Source organism: Pseudaminobacter salicylatoxidans (assembly GCF_003148475.1).
Taxonomy (GTDB): domain Bacteria; phylum Pseudomonadota; class Alphaproteobacteria; order Rhizobiales; family Rhizobiaceae; genus Pseudaminobacter; species Pseudaminobacter salicylatoxidans.
In genome coordinates this window covers 154,239-167,253 of sequence record NZ_QGGG01000002.1, presented here as the reverse complement: position 1 = coordinate 167,253, position 13,015 = coordinate 154,239, and the positions used below count along the sequence as shown (strand labels likewise).

At 60.1% G+C, this 13,015-nt stretch carries 13 protein-coding genes and 1 tRNA gene; 3 read left to right on the top strand and 11 right to left on the bottom strand.

Annotated features, from left to right (window positions below):
- Positions 1–10 precede the first annotated feature (10 nt).
- Entirely contained in the window at positions 11–955 is a 945-nt protein-coding gene (locus C7441_RS03420) for a phytanoyl-CoA dioxygenase family protein (protein ID WP_109611715.1), read from the bottom strand.
- Positions 956–1,074: 119 nt separating this feature from the next.
- Here C7441_RS03420 and C7441_RS03415 point away from each other — a divergent pair, with 119 nt between their 5' ends.
- Positions 1,075–1,941 carry a helix-turn-helix domain-containing protein gene (locus C7441_RS03415; protein WP_170124999.1) on the top strand — a complete coding sequence of 289 codons (867 nt, stop codon included), beginning with the start codon at positions 1,075–1,077 and terminating at the stop codon, positions 1,939–1,941.
- A 181-nt stretch (positions 1,942–2,122) separates the two neighbouring features.
- Here C7441_RS03415 and C7441_RS03410 read toward each other — a convergent pair whose 3' ends face one another.
- The 8 genes from C7441_RS03410 to C7441_RS03375 form a co-directional block, all read right to left on the bottom strand.
- A complete protein-coding gene (locus tag C7441_RS03410) occupies positions 2,123–2,593 on the bottom strand; it encodes a YbaK/EbsC family protein (RefSeq protein ID WP_109611714.1) in 471 nt (156 codons plus the stop codon).
- Positions 2,594–2,612: 19 nt separating this feature from the next.
- A complete protein-coding gene (locus C7441_RS03405) occupies positions 2,613–3,428 on the bottom strand; it encodes an MBL fold metallo-hydrolase (RefSeq protein WP_109611713.1) in 816 nt (271 codons plus the stop codon).
- A gap of 3 nt (positions 3,429–3,431) precedes the next feature.
- Positions 3,432–4,226, bottom strand: a complete 795-nt coding sequence (locus C7441_RS03400; protein WP_109611712.1) for a TatD family hydrolase — start codon at positions 4,224–4,226, stop codon at positions 3,432–3,434.
- A 6-nt stretch (positions 4,227–4,232) separates the two neighbouring features.
- Entirely contained in the window at positions 4,233–5,783 is a 1,551-nt protein-coding gene (gene metG / locus C7441_RS03395) for a methionine--tRNA ligase (RefSeq protein WP_109611908.1), read from the bottom strand.
- Positions 5,784–5,869: 86 nt separating this feature from the next.
- Positions 5,870–6,925: a DNA polymerase III subunit delta' gene (locus tag C7441_RS03390; protein WP_109611711.1), complete on the bottom strand. Its 1,056-nt coding sequence runs from the start codon at positions 6,923–6,925 to the stop codon at positions 5,870–5,872.
- Positions 6,922–7,590, bottom strand: coding sequence for a dTMP kinase (gene tmk, locus C7441_RS03385; RefSeq protein WP_019171106.1), 669 nt, complete (start codon positions 7,588–7,590; stop codon positions 6,922–6,924). Before tmk ends, C7441_RS03390 begins: the two co-directional genes overlap by 4 nt.
- An 81-nt stretch (positions 7,591–7,671) precedes the next feature.
- Positions 7,672–8,835: a D-alanyl-D-alanine carboxypeptidase family protein gene (locus C7441_RS03380; protein WP_109611710.1), complete on the bottom strand. Its 1,164-nt coding sequence runs from the start codon at positions 8,833–8,835 to the stop codon at positions 7,672–7,674.
- A gap of 97 nt (positions 8,836–8,932) precedes the next feature.
- Entirely contained in the window at positions 8,933–10,132 is a 1,200-nt protein-coding gene (locus C7441_RS03375; protein ID WP_109611709.1) for a septal ring lytic transglycosylase RlpA family protein, read from the bottom strand.
- Positions 10,133–10,462: 330 nt separating this feature from the next.
- Here C7441_RS03375 and C7441_RS23940 point away from each other — a divergent pair, with 330 nt between their 5' ends.
- The gene (locus tag C7441_RS23940; RefSeq protein WP_019171110.1) at positions 10,463–10,615 is read left to right on the top strand and encodes a hypothetical protein; all 153 of its coding nucleotides are present in this window, start codon (positions 10,463–10,465) and stop codon (positions 10,613–10,615) included.
- A 147-nt stretch (positions 10,616–10,762) separates the two neighbouring features.
- On the opposite strand, the gene C7441_RS03370 is transcribed toward C7441_RS23940, so the two are convergent.
- Together C7441_RS03370 and C7441_RS03365 are read right to left on the bottom strand one after the other, a co-directional pair.
- Complete coding sequence (locus tag C7441_RS03370; protein ID WP_109611708.1) at positions 10,763–11,782, bottom strand: helix-turn-helix domain-containing protein; 1,020 nt, start codon at positions 11,780–11,782, stop codon at positions 10,763–10,765.
- A gap of 123 nt (positions 11,783–11,905) precedes the next feature.
- Positions 11,906–11,995 (bottom strand) — tRNA-Ser (locus C7441_RS03365).
- A gap of 267 nt (positions 11,996–12,262) precedes the next feature.
- Between C7441_RS03365 and C7441_RS03360 the strand changes: the two genes are divergently transcribed.
- Positions 12,263–12,946, top strand: coding sequence for a TerC family protein (locus tag C7441_RS03360; protein WP_109611907.1), 684 nt, complete (start codon positions 12,263–12,265; stop codon positions 12,944–12,946).
- Positions 12,947–13,015: the final 69 nt, after the last annotated feature.

The window sequence follows — 13,015 nt, the reverse complement described above, 5'->3', positions numbered from 1 at the left end:
TTTTTTCAGTTCATTGCCAGCTATCGAGCCCCAGCAGCTTGCGGCCGAGCGGATTCAGTTCGGCCGTTCTTGCATTCTTCTTTTCCCAGTCGCGCGGATCGCCGGGAAAGGCGGCGCGTTTCGGCGCCTCGCGCTCACGCCATGAATGGATACGCGCCTCGCGCTCTTCGAGATCGTCCTCGTCGGCAGGGAACATCGAAATATACTGCGCCATGCGCACGCGATCCTTCGAGTGGTTCGGCCGCACGCCATGGGCCAGAAGCGTGTTGAAGATCATGAGATCGCCCGGCTCCATCTCGATGTTGGTGACCGTCAGGCCGCTCAGATCGGGGTGATGCGGATCGCGATCGGCGGGCTGGGTTTTCACCCATTCATCGAAATTCTCGAACAGCTCGGGAATGCACTGGAAGCCGCCTATGTCGCCATCCTGCCTGACCAGCGAAAGCACGCCCTGAACGCCGATGGGGAGAGGGCGTAGCGAGGTGTCGCTGTCCCAATGGATGAACCCGTTGGGGTTGCCCGGCGCTTTCTTCGGCGGATTGAGATTGGCGCGATCGATCGCGACCCAGAGATCTTCACGGTCCCAGATGTCGACAAAGGCGTCGTAGACGCGCTGCACCTGCCGATTATCCCACAGATATTGGTGATTGTAGATTTCCACCATGCCGGCGCCGTTCAGCTCCTTCATCATATGGTCCCGGCGCTGCGGGGCATACCATGTGGACGGGTCGTTGGGGTCCTTTTCATCGAACTCCCAGAGAAGATCGATAAGCCGCTGGACATTCTCCTGCGGCACGGCGTTGCGCACGATCACATAACCCCTGGTGATCCAGTGCCGCCAATCGTCTTCGCTGAGCACACGGAGCGGCAGCTTCTTCCTGATGTCCTTGAGTTGCACCGTGACATTCCTCGACGTCGGGTGGGCGTCCTTCTTCAGGTCGGTAGCGTGTGCCATGGGTTCCTCCGCTCAAACGAAATGCGATGGGAGAATCCTAGTTCGAGCAGGGCAGGGAAGTTGTACTGGCAAAGCCGGTTCTGATACTGTTCTGGCGTTTTCTGGGTGGTAAATTCAGAATGAAACCCTTTCTGGAGAAATTGCAGCCGCAACCGGGCACGTCCTGGGCCATGCTCAACCGCAGGCTCGACGACGAGATTCCGTTCCAGTGGCATCATCATCCCGAACTGGAGTTGACGCTGACGCTGAATTCGCGCGGGCAGCGCTTCATCGGCGATCACATAGGCAGCTATGACGACGGCGATCTGGTGCTGATCGGCCCGAACCTGCCGCATAGCTGGAACTCGACAGAGAAGATCGATCCGGAAAGGCCGCATGTGGCGCTCGTCATGTGGTTTCTGCCCGAATGGGTGCGCGGCATGGCCGAAACCTTCGTGGAGCTTCGTCCCGTATCGGCAATGGTGGAACGCGCATCCACCGGACTCAGGTTCTCCAAACAACATGCCGAGTATGTTCGGCCGATCATAGAGGACCTGTTCACGCAACCGGCGGACGAACGACTCGTGAGCCTGATGCGAGTGCTGAATGCACTGGCACAGGATAGCGTCGCCGAACCGCTTGCGAGCCCCAGAAGCGTCCCGGTGGCCGATGGCAGCGATCGCACGCGCATCGACCGCGTACTCGATCATATCCATCTGAATTATGCCTCGGGCTTGTCTCTGGCCGAACTTGCCGATGTCGCGGCGCTCAGCCCGTCCGGGCTGCATCGACTGTTCCGCCGCCATACGCAGCTTTCGGTAACGGACTACATCATGCGCCTGAAGATCGGCGAGGCCTGCGCCATGCTTTCGGCCAGTTCACGGCCGATCGCACACATTGCCGAGGCCGTGGGCTACACGTCGCTCGCGAACTTCAATCGCCAGTTCCTGACGCTGAAGGGTATGACGCCGCGCCGTTATCGTCAGAGCTTTCCGAAGGCGCGCTGAGCGAGTCTGTTGAAAGTCTGTCGGACGCGCATGGCGGTCTCATGGATTTCGTTGCCAGCAGGGCTTGAGGTGGAGCCTCTTCATCGGCATCAAAAAGTCGCATAAGATAGATTATGGAACTTATGCGATAGAATGGGGGCGACTACACCGATCCTGAAGCCAAGTCCATGATTGGCACCGGTCAGGCCGCGAGGTCGGCCACCCTGGCTTGCGCGGCCGCAAGCAAAGCCTTTGGTTCGGCCGCGAACACGGCGTCATGCGCGCCGGCTGCCGCCCAGACCGTGCCGAAGGCCAGCAAGGTCTGATCCGCGAATGCCGGGATTTCGATCAGATGGCCGATCGGCGAAACGCCGCCTATGGCAAAGCCGGTTTCGTCACGGATGTGGCGCGGGTCGGCTCGCTTCAGCGTCTCCGACACCAACGCTCCGGCCTTACCGAGATCGAGCTGGTTGGGTCCGGAAACCAGGAACAGATAGAGCTTTCCGCTGTGTTCGCCCTGGAAAATCAGCGATTTCACGATCTGGGCCGCCGTGCATCCGCATTGTTCCGCAGCTTCCCCTGCGGTTCGGGTCGAAGCTCCCATGCGGCGTATCTCGATCTCCAACCCGGCTGCCGCAGCGGCTTCGGTGACGCGATCGATACTTCCGGCCATGTGTAAGCTTCCTTCTATTTCACATTGTTTCCAAAGGAATTTCCAGAACCATTCCATCCCATGCCGGCTCCACATGGTCCGGCGTTTCGGCCGCGACGGTCGCATAGTCCAGCGGCACATGCATATGCGTCAGCACCGCGCGCTTGGGCTTCAGCTGCTCGATCCATTCCAGCGCTTCGCCAAGCGAAAGGTGGCTTGGATGCGGCCGATATTGCAAGGCGTCGACCACCAGAAATTCCAGGTCCTGCATGAGTTCGGCCGTGGCCGGCGGGAAGTGGGAGACGTCCGAGCAATAGGCGAGCGGCCCGACACGAAAGCCGAGTGAAATGATGTCGCCATGGATCTGCGGCAGTGGCGTGAAGGTGAGGGCACCCCCCTCTCCTTCTATGATCACGGGGTCTGAATGCTCGATCTCGTGAGCGCGCAGGATCGGCGGATAGGAACTGCCCACCGGCGTCTTGAAGCAATATCCGAACGCCTCATGGAGCCGGTCCAGCGTCGGCTGGTCAGCATGGATGTCCACGAGTTGCTTCTGCTCCAGCACATAGCCGCGCAGGTCATCGATGCCGTGGATGTGGTCGGCATGCGGATGCGTGTAGAGCACGGCATCGATCCGCTTCACGCCCGCCATCAACATCTGGTCGCGAAAATCCGGTCCGGTGTCGATCACCACGCGCGTGATGCCGTTGGCGGAAACACGCTCCACCATGGCCGCGGCGCGCATGCGCCGATTCTTCGGATTGGACGGGTCGCAATTGCCCCAATCGCCGGTAATCCTTGGCGTGCCCGGAGAGGAGCCGCAGCCGAGAATTGTCAGGCGAAGCAGGTCCGGCATGCCTCAGCTACCTTGTGGCGTTGGGCGTGGCATTTTCTTGAACAGCCGGAAGAAATTGTCGGTGGTGATCCGGGCAATCTCGTCGCCGCTCATTCCCAGCGTCTCGGCGAGCACCTTTGCCGTATGCGCGACATAGGCCGGTTCGTTGCGCTTGCCTCGAAACGGCACCGGTGCGAGGTAGGGTGAATCGGTCTCCACAAGAAGGCGGTCGAGCGGCAGATCGGCCGCGATTTCGCGCAGTTCCTCGGACTTCTTGAACGTGAGAATGCCTGAAAACGAAACGTAACCGCCAAGCTTTACACCCGCTTCCGCGAGGGCGCGGCCCGAAGAGAAACAGTGCAGGATGAAGGGAAAGGCCCCCTTCCCGCTTTCTTCTTCCAGAATGGCGGCCATGTCGTCGTCGGCGTCGCGCGAATGGATCACCAGCGGCAGTCCGGTGCGCCGCGCGGCATCGATATGGGCGCGAAAACTCCGCGCCTGCGCATCCCGAGGTGCCTTGTCATAGAAATAGTCGAGGCCGGCCTCGCCGATAGCCACTACCTTGGGGTGTTCGGCCAGCTTTACCAGTTGGTCGGCAGTGACGTCGCCTTCCTCGCCGGCATTGTGCGGATGCGTGCCGACGGAGCAGTAGACGGGATCGTAGGTTTCCGCGATCTCCAGAATGGTCGGAAACTGCTTCACCCGCGTCGAGATGGTGACCATGCGCTCGACCCCGGCAGCGAGGGCGCGCGCGACGATGTCGGCGCGCTCCTCGGCGAAGTCCGGGAAATCGAGATGGCAGTGGCTATCGACCAGCATGTCGCCTCACGCCGCCGGCGCCGGTTCGACATAGCGCGGAAAGACAGGCTCCGGCGCAGGCAGAGCGGCACCCGGCACAAGCGCGTGCTCATCTGCCACCCGGTCGAATCCGCGCGCGTCTTCGGGCACCGCTAGCAGGTCGAGCAGCTTGGCTGCCGACTGCGGGATGTAGGGCTGGCACAGCAACGCCACGCGACGCACCGTTTCGGCCGTGGTGTAGAGCACAGTCTCCATGCGCGCCGGATCGGTCTTCTTCAGCGCCCAGGGCTCCTGTCCCGCGAAATACCGGTTTGCCTCGGCCACCACCGCGAAGATCGCAGCCAGCGCCTGATGGATCGCCTGTTCCGACATCGCCTTGCGCGCGGTCGCGAGCGCTGCGCTGGCCTGGTCCAGAATGGCCCTGTCGGCGTCGGCAAATTCGCCCCGCGCCGGAACCACGCCGCCCACATTCTTCGCGATCATCGACAGCGAGCGCTGGGCAAGATTGCCCAGATCGTTGGCGAGGTCGGCATTGGTGCGGTTGACGATTGCCTCGTGGCTGTAGTTGCCGTCCTGGCCGAACGGCACTTCGCGCAGCAGGAAATAGCGAACCTGATCAAGCCCGTAATGCGAAACCAGCGCGAACGGATCGATGACATTGCCGACCGACTTCGACATCTTCTCGCCGCGGTTGAACACGAAGCCGTGGCTGAACACGCGCTTGGGCAGTTCGATGCCGGCCGACATCAGGAAGGCCGGCCAGTAGATGGCGTGGAACCGGGTAATGTCCTTGCCGATGACATGCACGTCCGCCGGCCAATAGTGCCAGCGTGGGGAACCGGTGTCCGGGTAGCCGGCGGCGGTGATGTAGTTGGTCAAGGCATCAACCCACACATACATCACATGCTTTTCGTCGTCGGGAACGGGAATGCCCCAATCGAAGGTAGTACGGGAAATCGACAGGTCCTTGAGGCCGGACCTGACGAAGCTGACCACCTCATTGCGGCGCTCGGACGGTCCCACGAAATTGGGATGCTGCTCGTAAAAGGCAAGCAGACGGTCCTGATAGTCGGAAAGCCGGAAGAAATAGCTCTCCTCTTCCACCCATTCGACAGGGGTGCCCTGCGGTCCGTAGCGCACGCCGTCGACGCGAACTTCGGTTTCTTCCTCGCCGTAATAGGCTTCGTCGCGCACCGAATACCAGCCGGCGTAACCGCCCTTGTAGATGTCACCCTTTGCAGCCATCGCCTTCCAGATCGCCTGCGAGGATTCGTAGTGATGTGGCTGGGAGGTGCGGATGAAATCGTCGTTGGAAGCGTTCAGCGCTTCGGCCATGCGCTGGAATTCCGCCGCATTACGGTCGGCCAGGTCGCGCACTGCGATGCCTTCCTTACGCGCGGTCTGCAGCATCTTGATGCCGTGCTCGTCGGTTCCGGTCAGGAAGAACACGTCCTTGCCGTCGAGACGCTGAAAGCGCGCCAGCGCATCGGTCGCGATCAGCTCATAGGCGTGACCGATATGCGGCTTGCCGTTCGGGTAGGCAATGGCGGTGGTGATGTAGAATTTTTCGCGTGACATGGAAGCGCCGTCAAAAATGTCGAAATGGAAGGATGTCGCGTCAGATAACGCATCGGGACGGCCTTTGCCATCCCGGATGGGGAGCATCACATTCGCATTACGGCATGGAGGCGGTCGATCATCGTCAGAACGTGTTGCTTGCGATCCAGATTATAGGTTTCCGTCTCGAATATAGCTTTCGAGGCGTCCTGCCAAGTGTCCGACAGTCTTTTCGCATGTTCAAGCTGCGAGGCCCGCGCCGCCGCACTTGCCATGTCGGACAGAAGTTCGAGAGCGCGGCGGTTGAAAATGTCGAACTGGATCGACCGGTCCTTGCCCGCGACGGCGTCGGCCAGCTTGTAGGCGCCGGCAACGTCCAGGCGTGAAGCGGCCAGAATCCCGTCAAGCGCCTCGGCGATCTCCAGCCCGCCATATTGCGTGAGGATGATGGCATTGCGCGCGCTGCCCCCTGCCCGCGCCGCCAATGCGTGGCGCGCCTCCCCATTGTCCGGCGGCGAAGACTCCGCGTACGCAAGGGCCTGCATGAGATCGTCCTGATCGAGCGGCGACAGCCGGATCGTCTGGCAGCGAGAGCGGATCGTTGGCAAAAGCGCGCCCGGCGAATGGGTGATGAGGACGAAGAGCGTTTTTGCAGGCGGTTCCTCAAGATTCTTCAGTAACGCATTGGCGGCATTGGTGTTCATGTCGTCCGCCGGATCGACGATCACAACCCGATAGCCGCCGTCGTGCGATGTCATCGACAGAAACCGATTGACCTTGCGAACCTCGTCCACGGTCAGCACGGTCTTGAATGTTTTGGTCTTGTCGTTCTGCGGCCGGGTCAGATGCAGGATCGCGGGATGCGCGCCCATGGCGATCTGCCGGAACAGGGAGGATGAAGGATCTGGCGTGGCGAGTTTTTCAGGTGCCTGCGCGGGCGTTGGATTCCTGAGCAGGTGATAGGCCAGGTGAAACGCCAGCGTCGCCTTGCCGATCCCCTGCGGGCCCGCAAGGAGCAGGGCGTGCGGCAGCTTGCCGGTCCGGTAGGCGGCGGCAATCAGATCCGCGATATCGGCATGACCGAACAGATGCGGATTTTCGGAAGGCTCCGGCACGCCGTCCAGCGTATCGTGCTGCTCCGGCGCCATGCGTTCAAACATCATGCCTCCTGCGCCTCGTTTCGCGGGGTTACGAAGCGCTCCTCGACTGCGGTGAAAACCGCCTCCGTAACCGCGTTCTCGACCGTAACCGCGTCCTGTGCCGCATCGATGACCACGCACCGCTCGGGTTCCCGGCGCGCGATCTCCAGAAACGCTTCACGCCTTTGCCGATGGATCGCGAGGGTCTCCTTTTCGAAGCGATCAGCCACGTCATTGCCGCGGCGCGCGGTTGCCCTGTGCAGCCCTTCTGCCGGGTCGATGTCGAAAATCAGGGTAAGGTCGGGCATCAGGCCGTTGACCGAGACGCGTTCGACCGCGCCCATGAACGCGGGATCGATCCCTGCCCCGCCCTGGTAAACACGCCAGGAATCCACGAAGCGGTCGCACAGCACGATGTCGCCTCGCTCGATCGCCGGGCGTATCACCTGCTCGATATGATCCGAGCGCGCGGCTGCGAACAGCAGCGCCTCCATCCTGGGTCCGAACGGTTCGGCAGCTCCAGAAAGAATGACGTGCCGCACCGCTTCCGCTCCGGCCGAGCCTCCGGGCTCGCGGGTGACGGTAAGCCCGTAGCCCTTTACGCGCAGCCGGGTGGCCAGACGCTTGATCTGCGTCGATTTCCCGGCGCCCTCGCCGCCTTCGAACGTAATGAAAAGCCCGCGCGTCAAATCCAGTTTTCCTCGTTTCCGGCGGGTGTGCCGGCAGGAGTGTCATAAGCCGCGCTGTCTGAAACGTCCACTTTTACGAAATCAACGCATCCAGCCGACGAGCAGTTCGCCAACCGCATCGAGCGCGCGCTGGTGGAGTGTGCCCTTGCCAATGCTCGCGGCTGCATAGAGCGGTGTTTCCTGGCTCAGCGTGTCGCCGATCATGACGCGCAGCGTGCCGATCTGGGTGCCCTCTTCCACTGGCGCCATGATGGGACCGTCATAGACGACGCGTGCCGTGAGGCGATCGCGATTGGTGATCGGCACAAGGATGGAGACGGGTCCCCTAGCCTTCAGCGGCACTGTGGATTTTGCTCCGCCATAGACGCCGGCATCCGCGACCACGTCACCATCGGCAAACAGCTCCGTCTTCCTGAAGGAGCGCATACCCCAATCAAGCAGCTTGCGTGCTTCCTCCGAACGCTCGCGGTCGCTCGTCAGGCCGCTGAGCGCGGCGAAGATGCGGCGGCCGTCGCGACTGACCGATCCCACCAGCGCATAACCTGAATCTTCAGTGTAACCGGTCTTCAGGCCATCGGCCCCGATGTCCATGGCCAGCAAGGGATTGCGGTTGCGCTGCGTTATCTTGTTCCAGGTAAACTCTTTTTCGGCGAAATATTTGTAAAATTCCGGATAATCGCGCCAGAGATGCATCGAAAGCTCCACCAGTTCGCGCGCCGTGACGACCTGACCGTCGGCCGGCAACCCGGTGGAATTCTTGAAAACGGACTTCGCAAGTCCCAGTTCGCGTGCACGTTCCGTCATCAATTGCGCGAAATTCTCTTCCGTTCCGGCTATCCCTTCCGCAACGATGATACAGCCGTCATTGGCCGACTGCACCGCAATGCCCTGAATGAGGTCTTCCAGCCGGATGGTCGATTTCAGAGCGGCGAACATGGTGGAGCCGCCCGACTTCGCCCCGCCGTTTCGCCATGCGTTCTCGCTGACGGCAAACGTGTCGTCGAGCGTATAACGCCCCGCCTTGATCGCGTTGAAGATGACTTCCATCGTCATCAGTTTGGCCAGGGAGGCCGGCGGAATAAGGTCGTCCGCATTCTTGGAAAACAGAATCGAGCCGGTATCGGCATCGATCATGAAGGCTTCCTTGGCCTTGGTTTCGAACAATTGAGCCTGAGCAGGCGCAGCCATTGTCAGCGCGACAGCTATCGCCAGCGCGAGGAAGGATGACAGCCGAAGAAATTTCATGCGACCCAGCCCGTTGGTTCGTTGGTTGCCTGCCCTTCAATAAAATAGGCTTACCGCCGGTGGATCAAGTCGCTTGCCCTGCAACGAATGCCCTGGATCAACGCACCGTCATGGCATCCGGTGCCCCGGCGGCCCAGGCATGCTGCAGCATGTCGTCGAGCGAGGCGTGCCCGTCGGGATAGAGGTTCACGGTGTAGAGCGTCGCGCCGCCGACGGCCGACTTTTCCAGCGAAACACGCCCGAGATCGGCAAGCGAACGCCCAACGCTGTCGGCTTTGGCGGCGGTCTCGAACGTGCCTGCTGCAATATAGGCCGTCGCAGGCTCGGCCGGACCGGCATTCGGGTTGAGACGTTTCCAGGAGAGCGCAATATCGGCGGCAGACATAGGGCTGCGATCGATCGCGGCAAATGCGTCTGCCGCGCTGCTCACGCGCTCGTCCGCATATGACATGCTCGCCAATTGGAACGGAACGGTTTCGGGCCGCGGCGGTACGATGGGGCCGAACTCCGGCAGGACGATGGTGTTGAATGCCACCGCCTCGCCGAAAGGCGCTTGCACGGGCACGACATCGGAAGCGGCCGACGGGAAGGCGGGTGTCGGCCGCGCGCTCGGCATCGGGCCGTTCATGGCGATCATCACGCCTGTGGGCAGTCCGTCGGAAGGATCGGGCGCGCGGTTGCCGGGCCGGTAGGATGCCAGAAGATACTGGTCGTCCTGGCCATCCAGGGGCGCGCGACCCACATATTCGACCTTCACATTGGCGGTGCCGCCATGCATGTAGTCCAGCATTTCGGCGGCGCGTCTGGACAGGTCGATCACCCGCCCATTCGAATAGGGACCACGATCGTTGACGCGCACGATCACCGAACTGCCGGTTTCGACGTTGGTTACACGCGCATAACTGGGCAGCGGCATGGTCGGGTGCGCCGCCGTCAGGTGCGTCTGATCGTAGATTTCGCCGTTTGCGGTCAAACGACCATGAAATGCATCGCCATACCAGGACGCCTGGCCAACGACCTCATAATCCTTCTGCTCCTTGGGGTAATACATCTTGCCGCGCACCTTGTACGGGCGGCCGAGTTGGTCGCGGCCGCCGCCTCGTGGCAGGTTGGAGCGCTTGTTGCTTACGCGCGGGCTGGCCTTCACGCCATATTCCGATTCCGCGAAATATTCCTTGGACCGCTTCTTCCCCGCCTTTGGCGTTGGTGCGGCACAGGCTGCCAGAAAGGCGATGGACAACGCAAACACCGCGACGGTGGAGGCGCCGCGAACATGCCGGCGCGCCAGGATCAGCATTTCTGGATTGTCCCCATGGTGATGGCTAAAAGCTACGCAATACAAACCTGGAATGCGGCTCGAAGTATTCGCGCGCATTCCGCCCCAAACCTCCTTTTAGAAGGGAATTGATTATCGCCGCGTTAACCGATTGTGACAAGAAAAAGGCGGAAAAGTACTTCGTTCTTTATTTGTTCTATTTTAACGGGCGCGTCCCGACCAACGTACCGGTTTGCCGCCGGGCGGCTGCCGCCCTTGTTCTTCAATCCGCAACGATGATTGGGACGTGATCTCACCATCTCTTTCCGCTAGCTTGCGATCCGCATCGAACTGAAACAGGCGGAATACGTAATGCGGCTGGCCCTACTCTTTCTTGCGCTACTGATGCTCGGCGGATGCGGAATGGGCAAGGCCGTCAGCACGACCGGCAAGATGTTCGACAAATACGGCTGCATGTCTCGCGACTTCAAGGGACAAGACCCCTGCGAGCCGGAGGAGCCATAAATCAAAACGGCAGGGCGGAAGGCGTCAGAGAATTGGTCGGGACATGGCGGAGGGAGCGCAATAGCGATGTGCCCTATATCTTCCCCTTAGTCCTCGAGCCTCCCTCCATATTGAGTCCCTTCCCCCTCCTGGACCTTAATGGCTTAGTCACATGGAATCGGTACTATTGGCTTTATCGCCCTCCATCAGCCCGTCGTCATAGCTCTCGACTTCATCCTCTTCGATTTTGTGGGTCGGGAACGAAATATAATCCAGCATATTCGGGTTGAAGAACGCGGTGCGATGATACCCCTCATACGGTAACCGGATCATGTTCGGTTCGTCGGCATCGCTATAAGGATGGTGGATATCAATAAGAGGCTCGATACATTCGAAAAGGTTGCAGTCGAGATGGGCGATTTCACGCCGCCTGCCGGTCGAGAGCTGGATCGTTACTGTGTGAGTAAGGGCTAAAATTTCATCAGTTTCCGCCGACCTTGCGGCCCTTTCAACTGCGAGGTCCTCGGGTTTAATGAAACCGTTGGCGACCAACTCACCGAACTGCTCGTCCGTAATCATGATCTGGCGTCGGATGCGCTCAACATCGTCCTTAGCGAAACGCGACGTGTAGTTGCCTCCGGCAGCCTCCTCATCTCGAATGGCCTCTACGATGACCCAGTCGCGGGCGTCAGGCATCTGGATGAGCGTTGCCAGTTTGTAGTCATTATGATCCGGCCCATAGGTATCATAAGCTTCACTGGAAAAATAAAACTCGGAAATCGCCGTGCGTCGGATCGCCACTGTACGGTTGCCCAAGTCCTTGATAACGATGAATCGCTTATCGCTTTGCAACTCACGATATGCTTGGGCGTGCGCTGCCTCTGAAATCGAAAGCACTAAAGGCTCACCTCCGCCGACGAAATGCACCGCACACTCACCGTAATATTGCAAATCCAGCAGAGCTTTATCGTCATAGAACGCCGCCTCTTTCGGCGGGTGGCGACCAAGCAATTCCAATTCGGTGGTCTTGAAATGCTTTGCTAACTTGGCAAGATGACTTTTGGGGACCTCGGTCTTTCCCGTCTCCCAGCGTTGATACGTTGGTTGCGTTACGCCGACCGCCGTAGCTGTTTGGGTCTGTGTCTCGGCATTCGTGACCCGGAAATATTTTAGTCGATTGATCGCCATTCAAGCCTCCCTATTGAGATTAGTATGCGCATTTATGCGCATACTAATCTCCTGTCTGCAAGGATCTTATGTTCGAAGGTTGGTGACGACAGCAGCGAATGAGCTAGCGTTAAATTGAGAAGATGGCGGAGGGAGTGGGATTCGAACCCACGGTGACATCGCTGCCACGCCGGTTTTCAAGACCGGTGCCTTAAACCGCTCGGCCATCCCTCCGGGGACGTTGAACTCCTGTCGCGGCCTCCCGGGATTTTCCGGGTAATCGCGTGCAGATGCTCGAGGCGGTGCTTCGTGCTTCTAGCGTCTGCGCGATTGTCACGTCAACTCGCCAGCAGCAACAGCATGACGATTGTCATGTGCGGAACGCGCCGGTCGCGAAACACGTTCGGCTGTGATCACGATCGCCATTGAGAGTTGACGCTTGGCAAGATTGCGCGTTACGCCCTGCGCAAGGGAGAGCCGGAAAACAGGGACAACCCGCCAATGGAAATTTTCACAGCCGCAGGTCTTGCAGCGTTGCTTCAGGTCGTGGCCATCGATCTGGTTCTGGCCGGAGACAATGCAATCGTTATCGGCCTTGCCGCAGCCGGCCTGCCGGCGGATCAACGCAAGAAAGCAATCCTTATCGGCATCGGCGCGGCTACCGTGCTGCGCATCATCTTCGCCCTTATCACGCAATGGCTTCTCGCAATCGGCCCCATGCTGCTCATAGCGGGCGGGCTGCTGCTGCTGTGGGTATGCTGGAAGATGTGGCGCGAACTGCGCGTCACCCAGGCCGAGGAAGAGGAAGCCACGGAAATTCTTTCCGATGGAAATGTGAAACGGAACGGCGCTGCACCGCGCAAGACGCTGATGCAGGCGGCCACCCAAATCGTGATTGCCGACGTTTCCATGTCCCTGGACAATGTCCTGGCGGTGGCGGGCGCCTCGATGGATCACCCCACCGTCCTGATCATCGGACTTGCCCTCTCCATCGCCTTGATGGGGTTTGCGGCCTCCTTCATCGCACGTTTGCTCCACCGTCACCGCTGGATCGCCTATGTCGGCCTGCTCATCATCCTTTATGTGGCAATCAACATGCTGCTGGATGGCGCGGTATCCGAGTTTCCCGAGCAGTTCGGCTTTCTGGAGCCCTGGTTCGGCGGGGAAGCGGCTGCATACAGATAGTGTTGCAGCGCCTTTTCAAGGACGTGGGAGTTGTGATATTCGCCGCACCGGTTTCGGATTAGTCTGCGA